This window comes from Pseudovibrio sp. M1P-2-3, from assembly GCF_031501865.1.
Taxonomy (GTDB): Bacteria; Pseudomonadota; Alphaproteobacteria; order Rhizobiales; family Stappiaceae; genus Pseudovibrio; species Pseudovibrio corallicola.
Genome location: NZ_JARRCW010000001.1, coordinates 4631004 through 4644568, shown reverse-complemented (window position 1 = coordinate 4644568; position 13565 = coordinate 4631004). Strand labels below are relative to the sequence as shown.

Annotated in this window: 15 protein-coding genes; 8 read left to right on the top strand and 7 right to left on the bottom strand. The window is 50.3% G+C overall.

The genetic code is table 11. The annotated features are described in order from the left end of the window. Positions 1-143: 143 nt before the first annotated feature. The 3 genes from P6574_RS20540 to P6574_RS20530 form a co-directional block, all read right to left on the bottom strand. Positions 144-578: a rhodanese-like domain-containing protein gene (locus tag P6574_RS20540; protein WP_310622065.1), complete on the bottom strand. Its 435-nt coding sequence runs from the start codon at positions 576-578 to the stop codon at positions 144-146. A gap of 655 nt (positions 579-1233) precedes the next feature. After that, entirely contained in the window at positions 1234-1500 is a 267-nt protein-coding gene (gene rpsT, locus P6574_RS20535; RefSeq protein ID WP_310622064.1) for a 30S ribosomal protein S20, read from the bottom strand. A 169-nt stretch (positions 1501-1669) separates the two neighbouring features. Next, complete coding sequence (locus P6574_RS20530) at positions 1670-2443, bottom strand: enoyl-CoA hydratase (RefSeq protein WP_310622063.1); 774 nt, start codon at positions 2441-2443, stop codon at positions 1670-1672. A gap of 205 nt (positions 2444-2648) precedes the next feature. Here P6574_RS20530 and P6574_RS20525 point away from each other — a divergent pair, with 205 nt between their 5' ends. Beyond that, positions 2649-3500 (top strand): GNAT family N-acetyltransferase, encoded by an 852-nt coding sequence (locus P6574_RS20525; RefSeq protein WP_310622062.1) that lies wholly within the window; start codon positions 2649-2651, stop codon positions 3498-3500. A gap of 143 nt (positions 3501-3643) precedes the next feature. Here P6574_RS20525 and P6574_RS20520 read toward each other — a convergent pair whose 3' ends face one another. Then, entirely contained in the window at positions 3644-4117 is a 474-nt protein-coding gene (locus P6574_RS20520; RefSeq protein WP_310622061.1) for an SRPBCC family protein, read from the bottom strand. Positions 4118-4267: 150 nt separating this feature from the next. Here P6574_RS20520 and P6574_RS20515 point away from each other — a divergent pair, with 150 nt between their 5' ends. Then, positions 4268-4849 carry a TetR/AcrR family transcriptional regulator gene (locus P6574_RS20515; protein ID WP_310622060.1) on the top strand — a complete coding sequence of 194 codons (582 nt, stop codon included), beginning with the start codon at positions 4268-4270 and terminating at the stop codon, positions 4847-4849. 88 nt (positions 4850-4937) lie between these two features. On the opposite strand, the gene P6574_RS20510 is transcribed toward P6574_RS20515, so the two are convergent. Further along, the gene (locus P6574_RS20510) at positions 4938-6866 is read right to left on the bottom strand and encodes a S9 family peptidase (RefSeq protein ID WP_310622059.1); all 1929 of its coding nucleotides are present in this window, start codon (positions 6864-6866) and stop codon (positions 4938-4940) included. 103 nt (positions 6867-6969) lie between these two features. Here P6574_RS20510 and P6574_RS20505 point away from each other — a divergent pair, with 103 nt between their 5' ends. Continuing rightward, positions 6970-7602, top strand: coding sequence for a TerB family tellurite resistance protein (locus P6574_RS20505; protein WP_310622058.1), 633 nt, complete (start codon positions 6970-6972; stop codon positions 7600-7602). A gap of 10 nt (positions 7603-7612) precedes the next feature. Here the strand turns inward: P6574_RS20505 and P6574_RS20500 are convergent, their stop codons facing one another. Beyond that, on the bottom strand, positions 7613-8065 hold the full coding sequence (locus P6574_RS20500) for an Lrp/AsnC family transcriptional regulator (RefSeq protein ID WP_310622057.1): 453 nt from the start codon (positions 8063-8065) through the stop codon (positions 7613-7615). A gap of 102 nt (positions 8066-8167) precedes the next feature. Here P6574_RS20500 and P6574_RS20495 point away from each other — a divergent pair, with 102 nt between their 5' ends. Together P6574_RS20495 and P6574_RS20490 are read left to right on the top strand one after the other, a co-directional pair. Then, the gene (locus tag P6574_RS20495) at positions 8168-8848 is read left to right on the top strand and encodes an AzlC family ABC transporter permease (RefSeq protein ID WP_310622056.1); all 681 of its coding nucleotides are present in this window, start codon (positions 8168-8170) and stop codon (positions 8846-8848) included. Further along, positions 8845-9141 carry an AzlD domain-containing protein gene (locus tag P6574_RS20490; RefSeq protein ID WP_310622055.1) on the top strand — a complete coding sequence of 99 codons (297 nt, stop codon included), beginning with the start codon at positions 8845-8847 and terminating at the stop codon, positions 9139-9141. The genes P6574_RS20495 and P6574_RS20490 overlap by 4 nt, the downstream gene beginning before the upstream one ends. Before the next feature lie 74 nt (positions 9142-9215). On the opposite strand, the gene gcvA is transcribed toward P6574_RS20490, so the two are convergent. Beyond that, entirely contained in the window at positions 9216-10139 is a 924-nt protein-coding gene (gene gcvA / locus P6574_RS20485) for a transcriptional regulator GcvA (RefSeq protein ID WP_310622054.1), read from the bottom strand. A 305-nt stretch (positions 10140-10444) separates the two neighbouring features. Here gcvA and amaB point away from each other — a divergent pair, with 305 nt between their 5' ends. The 3 genes from amaB to P6574_RS20470 all read left to right on the top strand — a co-directional run bounded on the left by amaB (position 10445) and on the right by P6574_RS20470 (position 13481). Beyond that, on the top strand, positions 10445-11983 hold the full coding sequence (amaB, locus tag P6574_RS20480) for an L-piperidine-6-carboxylate dehydrogenase (protein ID WP_310622053.1): 1539 nt from the start codon (positions 10445-10447) through the stop codon (positions 11981-11983). 11 nt (positions 11984-11994) lie between these two features. Continuing rightward, a complete protein-coding gene (locus P6574_RS20475) occupies positions 11995-13197 on the top strand; it encodes an acyl-CoA dehydrogenase (RefSeq protein ID WP_310622052.1) in 1203 nt (400 codons plus the stop codon). 74 nt (positions 13198-13271) lie between these two features. Beyond that, positions 13272-13481 carry a hypothetical protein gene (locus P6574_RS20470; protein WP_310622051.1) on the top strand — a complete coding sequence of 70 codons (210 nt, stop codon included), beginning with the start codon at positions 13272-13274 and terminating at the stop codon, positions 13479-13481. Positions 13482-13565: the final 84 nt, after the last annotated feature.

The following is a 13565-nucleotide window of genomic DNA, read 5'->3' as shown; positions in this document are numbered from 1 at the left end:
ATACGCCTCCATTTCTGACTGAGTATTCCGCCACAGACACTCAGATATCTTTTGCTCCTTGAGGAGCTATTTATTCTGCTGCGAACAGCAACTTAATTTTGGGTAACTTGATAGCCACCAAACTCAAATCCGGTCTGGCCGGACTAACTTTGAATCCAAGGCAAACCTTCGGCTTTCCAGCCGGAAACCAAACCTCGGTGGCCTTCACTGTCCAGTGGGCCTTCAAAACCATCGATCACGTTGTAACAATACTGATAGCCAAATGCGGTCTGTGCCTGTGCTGCAGCTTGGCTGCGCACGCCAGAGCGGCACAAAAAGTAGATTGCAGCGCTGTGGTCAAGTCCTTTTTGCGCCAAAAGGTCAGAAAGTTGATCTACAAAGCCATTCACAGACCCGTATGACGTGTTTCCAATCCAATCCACAAACAGAACTTGCTTATTCAGGGCAGAAAGATTTGGAACTCCAACATAGTTCCACTCCGCCTGGGTTCGCACGTCAACCAAAACCGCCTGCTCATTTTGCTCAAGACCTGTGAAAGCTTCCCGAACAGGCACATTACCTGCGTACCCCAATTCCATTTGCTCTGTCATTCGCAGCCTTAATTATCGCCCCGCATCGGGCACAGGCCCGTTTGGGAAAATTTCATCTTCAACACATTATCAAAAAGAACAGCACTTCCTCTGATCAAGAGGAGGGGCAACAGCCAAAACGACGTCCAAAATATAAACGCTAACCATCTACCCGAATTAATAAATTTGGGTACGATCTGTTCTTCTTATGATCAAATTCCGTGATATCGCCAGTTCTGTCTCCGGCGTCTATTTGAACCATATACACAGCTAATTTTGGCTGCAATAGGGTTCTTGCTTGATTAATCAAATATCGGCCCTTTTGAGAAATTTTGCTTTCGTCTTGTTTCGGTTTCCTCATCCTAGAAAAGACTTGGAACTCAAGAGGTTTCACTCTTGGAGATGAAAAAAAAACACGCGCCAAAGGCAGATAAAAAAAAATTAACCTTCTAGATCTTGACAGATATAGAATCACCTTCTCAAGAGTTCACTGATTTTCACCTAGGCATAAATCCATGATACTAAAGGAGAAATCATGTCATATTCGAGAGGCTGAATCTTTTTTGTTTCAGTCAAAAATTCAAGAAAATTATTAACCTTCCCGCTTATCGACAAAAAAAAACCCAGCAATAGCTGGGCTTTTTAAAATCCACGCAAAGCTCGCTTATGCGCTAAGGGCTTTCACTCGAGCGTTAAGGCGAGATACTTTACGGGAAGCGGCATTTTTATGCACGATACCCTTAGTAACTGCCCGCATAATTTCGGGCTGCGCTGCCTTAAGCGCTTCGTTTGCGACGCCTAGATCACCTGCAGTGATAGCTTCTTCTACCTTGCGTACGTAAGAACGTACACGACTGCGGCGAGCCTTGTTAGTGGCCGTCCGGCTAGCAATTTTACGTGCTGCCTTCTTGGCCGAAGGTGTGTTGGCCATGGGCTCTATCCTAATCCGTTAGTATCGCGAACAAGGCTGCTTCTTACAAAGCGACCCCGGTCAACGAGAGAAATGGCAGACTAATCCGCCACCAGTTGTGGAGGGCTTATAATCAGCCCAACTAGTCTCGTCAATCAAAAAACTTGTAGAGCATTTGCAAAAAGTGCTTCTACTTGTTTTTAAAGGCGGGTTTGCGCTTCTCGATAAAGGCCTTCATGCCCTCTTTCTGGTCTTCAGTCGCAAACATGGACTGGAACATGCGACGCTCAAAGCGAATACCTTCCGCCAGCGAGACTTCATAGGAGCGATTCACGCTTTCCTTTGTCATCATCGCAATCGGCTGGGAGAACCCGGCAATCTTCTGTGCAGTCCGAACAGCCTCTTCCACCAACTCCTCAACAGGTACAATACGCGAAACCAAACCACAGCGCTCTGCTTCGCTTGCATCCATCATGCGCCCTGTCAGGCACATTTCCATGGCCTTGGACTTACCAATATAACGTGTCAGGCGCTGCGTGCCTCCGGCTCCCGGCATCACACCAAGCTTAATTTCTGGCTGGCCAAACTGGGCGTTCTCCGCCGCCAGAATGAAATCACACATCATGGCGACTTCACACCCACCGCCAAGCGCGTAGCCCGCAACAGCAGCAATAACCGGTTTACGAGTATGCGCTATTTTTTCCCAATGTCCGAGAAAGTCACTAAGGTATGTGCTTGGAAATTTTTCCTCAGCCATAACTTTGATATCCGCTCCGGCTGCAAAAGCTTTCTGGGAGCCTGTAACGACTATAGCGCCCACTTCAGGATCTTTATCAAAGTCATTGAGCGCCAAACTCAGTTCATCAATCAGCGGCCCGTTCAATGCATTAAGAACATCCGGACGGTTCAGGGTGATCAAGCCCACATTGCCGCGCGTCTCAACGATTACATTGCTGTAGTTCATTTGCCCCTCCATTTACTAGAGCTCTCTTGGTAGAGCAGAGAGACAGCAACGCCAACAAAATTTTATTGAAGACCATCCCAATACCCCCAAAAGCAGGCCCGCGGGAAGCATTTAGAAGGCGCTAACATTAGCCCTTCACACGGCTTGACACTCCCGCTGGCCACGGGGAAGATCACGCTATGCAAACCGAGTGGAAGGTGGCCCAATGAGCAACGGCATCACTATCTCGCATGTCAATAAAGACGGTATCGACCGTATGTTGAACTGGGCCTTGAAAGAGGGGTGGAGTCCGGGTCTTGATGACACAGATGCCTACTTTGCCACCGACCCGGAAGGATTCCTGTGTCTTTTCAAAGGCAATGAGCCTGTCTCAATTATTTCAGCGGTACGCTATAACGACCACTATGGATTTCTGGGCTTTTACATCTGTCACCCTGACTATCGCGGTATGGGCTATGGGAAAACTATATGGGACGAAGCAATCAAACGGTTTGGGGCAAGGACAGTAGGTCTGGATGGAGTTGTCGAGCAGCAAGACAATTATGCAAAGTCTGGCTTTGCAACAGCCCACAGCAGCTTCCGGTATAGCGGCGTGATGCACTCTCCAACGCCGGTAGATTCTCGCCTACACCCCATCGGAACAGGTGCGCTACCCGATATTTGCGCTTATGATCGCAAGCATTACCCTGTAGAGCGGGAGCGCTTCCTTAAGATCTGGCATCAACCCGAGAACAAACACCGCTTCGGGTTTTTCGCCTTAGAAGACGGAAAAATTGTCGGCTATGGAACTATCCGTGCCTGCCACGAAGGGCACAGAATCGGACCTTTATTTGCTGAAAGTGAAGAAATCGCCGACCTTCTGTACCGCGCCCTGTGTGGCAGCGTGCAAGGCCAAACTGTGATGATGGATATCCCCGAGCCCAATACATCGGCAAACCGACTCGTCGAGCGCTATAACCTCAATCCCAGCTTCGAAACCGCCCGCATGTACAAAGGCCCCGCTCCGGATCTACCTCTGAACAGGATATACGGCCTGACAACTTTGGAGTTGGGGTAAGATGCTCAAGTAAATTGGGCGCTATAGGCAGCGCTCAGAGGTGGTCAAATTCTCGTCCTCAAAAAGCAAATAGGCCGCTTTAAGTTTATTCGCAGCAGCCCGTCCCAGTATTGGGGCGGGCTGCTCTACAAAGTTAGTCTAGATCAAAGACTTTCAACGTAGCTTTTGAGCTGCTGGCCAGCTGAATTGACAGAACCAGCAATTTGCTCAGCGAACTGTACTTGTGGGGAGTCTGCAGAGCCGTCACCATCCACATCAACAGTCAAAGACACGGTAACTTTTGACTGATTTGGAGCGAGAGCTTGAACACTCCATGAATTTTCTATGCCTACCAAAAAGTCAGGGAAGTTATCGGCGGCCACAGAATAGCTGAGTGTTTGCTGCTCATTGTCGTAGGCTGTCAAAACTTCAACCGTTTTTCCAAGCCCCTGAACATCACAGACACGCCCGCCATGCTTACTGCCATTCAGACCTTTTGGAGCAGCAGGATTTGGCCCAGAAGTGTTAACTGCATCCACCCACTTTGAAACTTCGGTGAAATCGTCTGCCAAAATCTTCCAAAGCTGTTCTGCACTTGCCGAAATTTCGATTGTCGCGTCTCTTTTGATCTTTGTCATGTTTTTCCTCTCACAATCCCAGCAATCACTGAGAATTGCTTGCTTTCTTCTGCGTTTTTGGATATTACATCGATCGATGAAAAACATATTTATAGCTTTTTATTAGTTTTGCAATAGGCATTGTAAAAAATATTGGCACTAGGGGCAATCATGGCGCGACCAAGGAAGTTTGATGAGGGTGAAGTAGTTCAAAAAGCCATGCGGGCTTTCTGGCAATGTGGCTACGAAGCGACTACAATGAAGTCTCTACAAGCTGCGACGGGTGTTGATGTGAGGGGACTTTCAAACGCCTTTGGTGACAAAGAACAGCTCTTCCTAAGATCTTTAGAAAATTACCATGCAATGTTTGAGATGGGGCTCGCGAAAATATTCAAGCAACCCTCTCTTGATGCCATCATAACATTCTTTACCCAATTGGCTAACGATGACATTCCTGAGGATCATCCCACAAACTACGGCTGCCTCATGGTCAATACAGTGATCGAGCTTGGCAATACAAATAGTGAAGTGCGTATGCGCGTGGAACGCTACCGTCAAATGTTCGTCGATCACTTTAGAAATAGTCTCATGGCCTCAGGCGTCCCTGAAGTCGATGACAAATCAGAACTTCTGGTTGGCATGTTATGGGGTGCACTCACGCAAATACGGTTTTCGGGCAGCAAGTCGGCTGCAAAGCCGATGGCGCTTCAAATATTGAAAATTTTGGATAGCTGGCAAAGCAATCCTAAGTGATTATTCGAACTCAGTAGTTACTTCTGGACCGAGTTTACTCTCTGGCACCATTGGAACTGGGATAAAGTAAAAAGCGGAACACACTCACTTAGATCCCCCCCAACAGCTCACGGCCCGCTGAAAACTGAAGTGAGGAGCCCTCAAAGTCACCTCCAACGGGCTCACACCTGCCGCCCAAATGCTCCATCAAAAAGTGCTCAACCACCGCATGATAAGAGCGCCTGTTTTGCTTTTTTTGGATACTATGTCCTTCATCAGGATAAACGGCATATATAACAGGAATACTATACTGTTGCAGAGCCGAAACAATCTGTTCTGATTCAGAAGATTTTACGCGCACATCCTTACCGCCCTGAACGATCAACAGCGGTTTTTTAATGCGGTCAACATAATGAATAGGCGACCGCTCCATCAGGAACTTCAGGCCTTCTTCTGTCGTAAAATCTCCAAGCCGCGCCTTATAGACAGACTTCCATGCCTCCCAGTATGCAGGGATTGTTTCAAGAAATGTCACAAGGTTAGAAATACCAACCAGATCGACAGCACAGCAAAACTTGTCGGGTGTTAAAGTAAGTCCGAGAAGCGATGCATATCCACCGTAACTGCCCCCCATAATCGCAATGCGTTTGGGATCGGCGATCCCTTCGACAATGGCCCAGTCGACAGCATCCATCAGATCCGTCTGCATCTTGCCGCCCCACTCCCTATTTGACGCATTGACGAAAGCCTTTCCGAAACCTAGTGAGCCTCTATAGTTGACGGATAAAACCGCATAGCCTCGGTTGGCCAACCACTGGTGTGTGGGGTTGAGGCCCCATGAATCCCGCATCCATGGCCCACCATGTACTACCAACACCATCGGTAAGGGGCTCTTTGTATTTTCAGGCCGGGTCAGATAGCAAATAAGCTCAAGGCCATCCCTTGCTTTCACGATTTTGGGGGACATGCGCGCCAGTGGCAGTTTTGAAAGTTTTGGCTGGGCGCAAAACAACCGTTTGATACGACGGGTTTTCGTGGAGACGAGAAAATAAGCGACCGGCTGCTGGTCCTGCACATGCGCAATAACAAGCTTTTGCATATCATCAGATAAACTGGTGAGAACAATATCACCCGGCAGCGCTTTGGAAAGAGCATCAAAAACCTGCTCAAATTTAGGGTCCAGAACATGCCACTTGGTGCGGGCGTAAGTTGAGGATGCTGCTATGGGTTGGCCAGTTTGCGGGGCAAGCACCAAATCATAAAGATCTGCTTGCGGGTCCTGTGCTATAACCCTGCACACTCCGGTTTGCGTATGCTCAGCAACTGCAGCAGCTTTATCCCGATTTCGGCTATCAATCCAGAAAAGTTCTTTGCCATCTTCACTGTAACCGATAGGTCTCGTTGTCAAACTGTCCTCAAGCGGAATAAGCGCATACCTTTTCCAGTCATTCCCTTCAGGTCTATGCAGATATTCACCTTCCCCCTGCTGAGTGAACCGCTTGATAAGGCGAACATTGAACTTGTTGTCGGTAACATAACTATGAAAGCCGTCGTTCTGCTGAACAAGCTCACTTGCGCCAGTATCGAGGGAGATTTTGTAAAGGTCGAAGTATTTGGGTGACCTACCATTGTGTGCCACCAGCACTTCATTAGGATACTTTCTTGAAAGCTGCTGGACATAAGCGGACGTACTGCTCGCCGGACTTAAGTAGTTGATGGTGCTGGTATGAATGTCGACGCTTAGTACGCTAAAAGTTTCATCTCCCACTGAATCATGGGTTATCAGAATGCGACGACTATCAAAGGACCATTCTACGGTGAGGCCAATGTGCTTATCAGTGAACCTTGTGAGAGGGCGGGCGGAATCCAGATTATCAGTCCGTAACAGCCATAGATTGATGACGCCGTCCAAAGCTGCCTGAAACGCTATCCATTCCCCACACGGGCTAATCTTGGCAATGCGCCGCTCTACAGGATCAAACAGAGCCTTGCGAGGTATAAGATCAATCTTTTCCTTATGTCTCACGTCATCCAGCATAGGTAAAAATCCCGAAAAATTGAGCCGCAAGCCACACTCAAGATAGCACTAATCTAATCAATACAATTATTAATTGATTCGATTTACCTAAGGGAAATTAATTATGTTTTTTATAGTTTGGGGCTTTCGAAGTAGAAGCAAGAAAAACGGAGAGGGTGAGTTTTATTGCCCGGATTGTGGTACGTATCGCGCTTATTTTCTGATGATGGTAAAGCGCTGGTTCACTCTCTATTGGATTCCCTTGTTTCCAACCAAAGACCTCGGCGAGTTTGTTGAATGCCAATCCTGCAATTCCACTTTCAATGACCGCGTTCTGTCTTACGACCCCAAAGGTGATCAGATAAAGTTTGAAGCGGCTTTCTCTGTGGCAGCAAAGCGGGTCATGTTCAAAATGGCCCTGGCCGATGGCGATATTGATGACAGCGAAATTGAACAGATCACACAATCCTTCCAGAACATTGCAAAACGCGAGATAGACCAGCAGGACATTGCAACTGAACTTGAAAATGCCCGCAATGATACGCGCAGCATCAAGGAATACCTGACAGAAGTCGCAGCGACTATGAACGATACAGGCAAGGAGCTTGTGCTTCGTTCGGCAATTGCAGTGATCAAAGCCGATGGGCACGTGGACGACGAAGAGATTGCTGTGCTCAAAGAGCTGATTGAAGCCTTGGATATGCCTAAAGCCTACTCTAAAGGCGTCCTCATGGAAGAAGAGTTACTTGTAGCTTAAAGCACTATACTCACAGCGGAAGCTCCAAAGTGGCTTTCTCGGTAGACACGACAATAGACGTGCGGAACTTGCGCACGTTCTTGTCCGAGAAGAAGAAGCGATGAGTAAACGCTTCATAGTCTGCAATGTCTTTGGCGACCACGATCATCACAAAATCGGCATCTCCGGCGATACAGTAGAAGTTCAAGACCTGCTGGTCTTGCCGGGCCTTACGCTTAAAAGCATCAATCTGGTCCAGACGGTCGCGCTCAAGTTCCACCGACACCACAGCAGTAATTCCAAAGCCAAGCTTGGCCTGATCCAGAACGGCGACTTCCTTTTGAATAACTCCGTCATCGCGCAGAACCTTGAGCCGTCGTTGGACAGACGCCGTTGATGCCCCAATATGATCCGCCAAGTCTTGTATTGAGGTCCGCGCGTTGGTTTGTAGAACAGCCAGTAACTTTCGGTCGGATTGATCCATGATTTAATAACCTCATAAATTTAATAATTATGATTTAAAGAAGTCGCACAATCGAGAATATAGCAGTACATACCATCAAACATAACCGCTAAATTGCTTGTTATGAAACATGGTGCAATTACAATTATTCCTCTCGCAGCTGGTGCAGCCATCTATGGTTTTGCATTTGGCTTATTAGCAGCACAAATTGGGTTTCCATGGTGGGGCATTGCCTTTATGAGCAGCGTTGTCCATGCCGGATCTTCCCAGATTGTTGCCGTTGAACAATTTTCCGCAACATCGGCCGTGATTGGAGCGGCCCTCGCCGGGGCGGCCTTAAACCTTCGTTACATCGGTATTGTGGCTTCACTCTCCGAAGTCTTGAGTGGCCTCTCCCTGCGGATGAAACTTCTGGCAATTCATATTACAGGAGACGAAAACTGGGCATTGACTATGGCAGAACGGGCCAAGCGACCAGACATTGGAGCCAACTTTCTAATTGGATCCGGGCTCGTTATGATCACTGTCTGGACCAGCTCAACTGCACTGGGTGCACTTGCTGGTGCAACCCTACCAAACCTTGAACAGCTCGGGTTGGGCTTTGCTTTCACTGCTGCCTTCATTGCGATGGCACGAGGCTTGTGGGCGGGACCAACTCACCTCATCCCTTGGCTCGTCAGCTTCGCAGCTACGATCCTAACAATCCAACTCAACATTCCCAATGCCTATGCCATTGTAGTCGGCGCAATTTGTGGCTTGGTCGGCTCATTTATTATTAGAACAACAAGAAAGCCTGCACTATGAGTTCTTCATTCTGGATGTTGATTGCCATTCTTGCGGTTGCCGCATTTTCGATTAGGGTAACAGGGCTTCTTGCAGGAGATACAATTCGGCGCTCTCGGTTCTCATGGATTCTTGAGGACTTACCGGGCCTAATCATCATATCTTTGGTGGCTTCATCACTTGCTGGACAGACTATTTGGGTTTGGCTTGCCGCAAGCGCAGCATTGGGTGCTGCATATCTAACTAATCATGTTATTTTAACCATGTGCGTTGGGGTTGCTGCATACAGTGCTTTACTTTGGGTTGGACTATAAAATCAGCCACTACCCGAAAGATGGCGTTTGGACAGCAAATCCAGCGCCTTCTCAAGGTTGCCCTTCAACAAGTCTCACCTCGGCAACAACTCTTCTTTGTCTTCGGCCTGTTCGCGGGCTTCCTCAATGAGCCAGCTCATGAAGTCTTTTACCACGGGGCGTACAGTGCGGTTCACCGGATAAACGAAGTGGTAGGACGAGGTGATGGGCTGGCGGATGTTGAACAGGCGCACCAGCTTGCCGGTGGCAAGTTCCTCCTCGATAAAGAAGCGGGGGACGAGAGCCACGCCCAGACCGGACGCGGCAGCTTGGGAGATCATGGAGAACTGGTCAAAGCGCGGGCCTTGAAAGGCCGTTTCCGTTTCAACACCTGCCTGCTCAAACCATTTCTGCCAGGCATCGGGACGGGTGGACTGGTGCAGGCGCGTCACCTCCAGCAGGTCCTCGGGCTTTTGGATCATGTGGCGGGTTTGAAAGCTTCTGGAAGATACGGCGATCACTTCTTCAGGAAACAGGTGCTCGGAAAATGCACCCGCCCAAACGGGTTCCCCGTAGTGGATGGCGCCGTCAAACGGTTCGGCGTCAAAATCAAAGGGACGCAGGCGGACGGTGAGGTTGAAGCTGGCGTCAGGGTAGCGCTCTTTAAAGCGCGGCAGGCGCGGGGCGAGCCAGCGGGTTCCAAAAGTAGGTAGCACAGCCAAATTCAAAACATCAGCGCTGCCTGCAAACGACATAACCTGTCGGGTGGCGCTGGTCATCTTTTCCAGAGTCTCGCGAATGTCATGCAGATAAAGCCTGCCCGCATCGGTGAGAATGATCCGCTGGCGCACGCGGCGAAACAGCTCCACGCCCAAACGTCCTTCCAGCAAACGCACCTGCTTGCTGATGGCTCCTTGGGTCAAGAACAGCTCTTCTGCCGCCCTTGTAAAGCTTCCGTGTCTGGCAGCGCTTTCAAATGCAATGAGGCTATCAATGGGGGGAATGAATCCGCGCTTCAATTTTCTTCACCATACAAAGCTAGGAACAGATATTCATAATTACCTTAAGATTTACCTTCAGGTTAACAAGAGCTTAACCATAGTTCAATCACAAGGTTTACCCGCATGATTGGCCAGTTCCCGTGGCCTGTTGCAGCATAAGCGAAATCACTTCATAGCACAGTTAATCAACGGTTCTCAACCGGTACATTATTCCATTTGGTTATGAACTGCTGAAAATACGTAGCTTTGTAAAAAGCCTGTTTCATCTGAATGTCACTCTCAATCTTTTCATGTTCGTCAACACGAATACAATAGGAACGACAATGGCCACCACCTTGGACATTTCCCGCCTCAGCGCGGAAACAGTAGAACTCATGGGCCGCATGGGTGTTGCAACAGATGCACTCAGCGGAGGTTCTTTGCAAGCCACTTCGCCCCTCACCGGTGAAAAGCTGGCAATGGTGCGTGAGAACACCGTTGAAGAAACGAAGGCTGCCATTGACCGCGCTCATAACGCTTTCAAGGCATGGCGTGCCCTGCCCGCCCCGCGCCGCGGCGAGCTGGTTCGCCTTCTGGGTGAAGAACTACGCACCCACAAAGATGATCTTGGCCTGCTGGTCTCCGTTGAAGCTGGCAAGATCACCTCTGAAGGTCTGGGCGAAGTGCAGGAAATGATTGATATCTGCGACTTTGCTGTGGGCCTGTCCCGCCAGCTTTATGGCCTGACCATCGCCACCGAACGGCCCGGCCATAAAATGATGGAAACATGGCACCCAGCCGGTGTTGTAGGCGTTATCTCCGCCTTCAACTTCCCTGTGGCTGTTTGGTCATGGAACGCTGCTCTTGCCTTTATCTGCGGTGACAGCGTTGTATGGAAGCCATCTGAAAAAACGCCGCTCACAGCTCTGGCTGTAGAAGCCCTCTTCAAAAAAGCCCTAGCGAAATTTGGCGCAGATGCACCAGAAGGCCTGCTTGAAGTCATTCAGGGCGACCGGACCATTGGTGAAACTTTGGTAGACGACAAGCGCGTACCTGTGATTTCCGCCACCGGCTCTACCCGCATGGGCCGTCAGGTTGGCCCGCGTGTGGCCGAGCGCTTTGGCCGTTCCATTCTGGAACTTGGTGGCAACAACGCCGCAATCATTGCTCCTTCTGCCGATCTGGACCTCACCCTGCGCGGTGTGGCGTTCTCGGCAATGGGTACAGCGGGACAGCGCTGCACAACCCTGCGCCGTCTGATCGTTCATGAAAGCGTTTATGAGGCCTTCCTGCCGCGCCTTGTCTCTGCGTATGGCTCTGTGACAATCGGTTACTCTACCGAAGAAAGTACGCTTGTTGGCCCGCTCATCGATAAAGACGCCTTTGATGGCATGCAAAAATCGCTAGAAGCTGCAAAAGCTGCGGGCGGCAAAGTGCATGGGGGCGAGCGTGTGCATGTGGGCGGCCATGAAGACGCCTACTATGTGAAACCGGCTATCGTCGAAATGCCTGAACAAGCTGGCCCCATGCTTGAAGAAACCTTTGCGCCGATCCTCTATGTGGTCCGCTACTCCGATCTGGATCAGGCAATCGACATTCAAAACTCTGTTGGAGCTGGCCTGTCCTCCTCCATCTTCACCACCAACCTTATGGAAGCTGAAAAGTTCACATCTGTTCTTGGCTCCGATTGCGGTATTGCAAACGTCAACATCGGCCCATCTGGCGCGGAAATCGGCGGAGCGTTTGGCGGTGAAAAGGAAACTGGCGGCGGCCGCGAAGCGGGCTCTGACAGCTGGAAGGCCTATATGCGCCGCGCAACCAACACTATCAACTATTCCGGCGAGCTGCCATTGGCTCAAGGCGTAAAGTTTGACGTAGATTAAGGGAGACTAGCATGACCATTGGCAAAACAGCCGCAGGCGGCACGTTTAACTGGGAGGACCCGTTTCTTCTCCGCGACCAGCTGAACCAAGATGAGGTTCTCATCATGGAAAGCGCACGGGCGTATGCGCAGGAAAACCTGCTACCCCGCGTTATTGAAGCCTACCGCGAGGAAAAAACCGACCGGGCCATTTTCAATGAAATGGGTGAACAGGGCCTGCTGGGCCTCACATTGCCGGAAGAATATGGCTGCGCCGGTGCCTCTTACGTTGCCTACGGCCTTGTTGCCCGCGAAGTGGAGCGGGTGGACAGCGGTTACCGCTCTATGATGAGCGTGCAGTCCTCCTTGGTCATGCACCCAATCTACACCTTCGGCTCTGATGAACAGCGCGCCAAGTACCTGCCAAAACTTGGCTCTGGCGAGTTTGTCGGCTCCTTCGCGTTAACCGAGCCGGATGCCGGTTCCGACCCCGCTGGCATGCGCACCCGCGCCGAAAAGATTGAAGGTGGTTACCGCCTCAACGGCTCCAAAATGTGGATCACCAACTCGCCAATCGCTGATGTGATGATCGTCTGGGCCAAGTCCGAGGCCCACGACAACAAGGTGCGCGGTTTCATTCTTGAAAGAGGCATGAAAGGCCTGAGCACGCCGAAGATCAGCGGTAAGCTGTCCTTGCGTGCATCCATTACCGGCGAAATCGTCATGGACAACGTGGAAGTGGGGGAAGACGCCCTGCTACCAAACGTTTCGGGTCTGAAAGGACCGTTTAGTTGCCTTAACAAAGCACGCTATGGCATTTCATGGGGCGCTATGGGCGCGGCGGAAGACTGCTGGCACCGTGCCCGTCAGTACGGTCTGGACCGTAAACAGTTCAACCGTCCACTGGCGCAAACCCAACTCTTCCAAAAGAAACTGGCGGACATGCAAACTGAAATCTCGCTGGGCCTTCAGGCTTCCTTGCGTGTTGGCCGTTTGATGGACGAGAAAAACGCCTCTCCTGAGATGATTTCTCTCATCAAGCGCAACAACTGCGGCAAGGCGCTGGATATTGCAAGGCAAGCCCGCGACATGCACGGCGGCAACGGTATCTCAGAGGAATTCATGGTGATGCGCCACTCGCAGAACCTTGAAACCGTCAACACCTATGAAGGTGCCCACGATGTGCACGCTCTCATTCTGGGCCGCGCCATAACCGGCCTGCAAGCGTTCTACTAAGCAAGCTGCAAGGCGGCGCGGCCTTTCGCTGCGCTGCCCCCCCCTTCCCGCTTCATCAGTCTTTTGGGAGGGGCATGGCAAAAAATCACGTTGATGTGGCAATAGTCGGCGATGCAGTCATGGGATCATCGGTGGCAGCCCATCTGGCTCAGCACCCCGATTTCAACGGCTCCATTCTCATTTTTGAGCAAGATTCCTCCTACCCAAATTTCGCTTCCACCCTTTCCGCCACTTCCATCCGCCACCAATTTTCCTCACCGATCAATATTCAGATCTCCCTCTAAGGAATTCCGTGTGTGCAGTGTTTTCACCCCACCTTTTCATAGGCGTTTGTCCCTCGAGGAGATGGAATCAGTTTATCATTGACG

Bases quoted from the DNA above. Each gene is read 5' to 3' on its own strand.
- P6574_RS20540 (WP_310622065.1), bottom strand. From the start codon at position 578: ATGGAATTGGGGTACGCAGGTAATGTGCCTGTTCGGGAAGCTTTCACA.
- rpsT (WP_310622064.1), bottom strand. From the start codon at position 1,500: ATGGCCAACACACCTTCGGCCAAGAAGGCAGCACGTAAAATTGCTAGC.
- P6574_RS20530 (WP_310622063.1), bottom strand. From the start codon at position 2,443: ATGAACTACAGCAATGTAATCGTTGAGACGCGCGGCAATGTGGGCTTG.
- P6574_RS20525 (WP_310622062.1), top strand. From the start codon at position 2,649: ATGAGCAACGGCATCACTATCTCGCATGTCAATAAAGACGGTATCGAC.
- P6574_RS20520 (WP_310622061.1), bottom strand. From the start codon at position 4,117: ATGACAAAGATCAAAAGAGACGCGACAATCGAAATTTCGGCAAGTGCA.
- P6574_RS20515 (WP_310622060.1), top strand. From the start codon at position 4,268: ATGGCGCGACCAAGGAAGTTTGATGAGGGTGAAGTAGTTCAAAAAGCC.
- P6574_RS20510 (WP_310622059.1), bottom strand. From the start codon at position 6,866: ATGCTGGATGACGTGAGACATAAGGAAAAGATTGATCTTATACCTCGC.
- P6574_RS20505 (WP_310622058.1), top strand. From the start codon at position 6,970: ATGTTTTTTATAGTTTGGGGCTTTCGAAGTAGAAGCAAGAAAAACGGA.
- P6574_RS20500 (WP_310622057.1), bottom strand. From the start codon at position 8,065: ATGGATCAATCCGACCGAAAGTTACTGGCTGTTCTACAAACCAACGCG.
- P6574_RS20495 (WP_310622056.1), top strand. From the start codon at position 8,168: ATGAAACATGGTGCAATTACAATTATTCCTCTCGCAGCTGGTGCAGCC.
- P6574_RS20490 (WP_310622055.1), top strand. From the start codon at position 8,845: ATGAGTTCTTCATTCTGGATGTTGATTGCCATTCTTGCGGTTGCCGCA.
- amaB (WP_310622053.1), top strand. From the start codon at position 10,445: ATGGCCACCACCTTGGACATTTCCCGCCTCAGCGCGGAAACAGTAGAA.
- P6574_RS20475 (WP_310622052.1), top strand. From the start codon at position 11,995: ATGACCATTGGCAAAACAGCCGCAGGCGGCACGTTTAACTGGGAGGAC.
- P6574_RS20470 (WP_310622051.1), top strand. From the start codon at position 13,272: ATGGCAAAAAATCACGTTGATGTGGCAATAGTCGGCGATGCAGTCATG.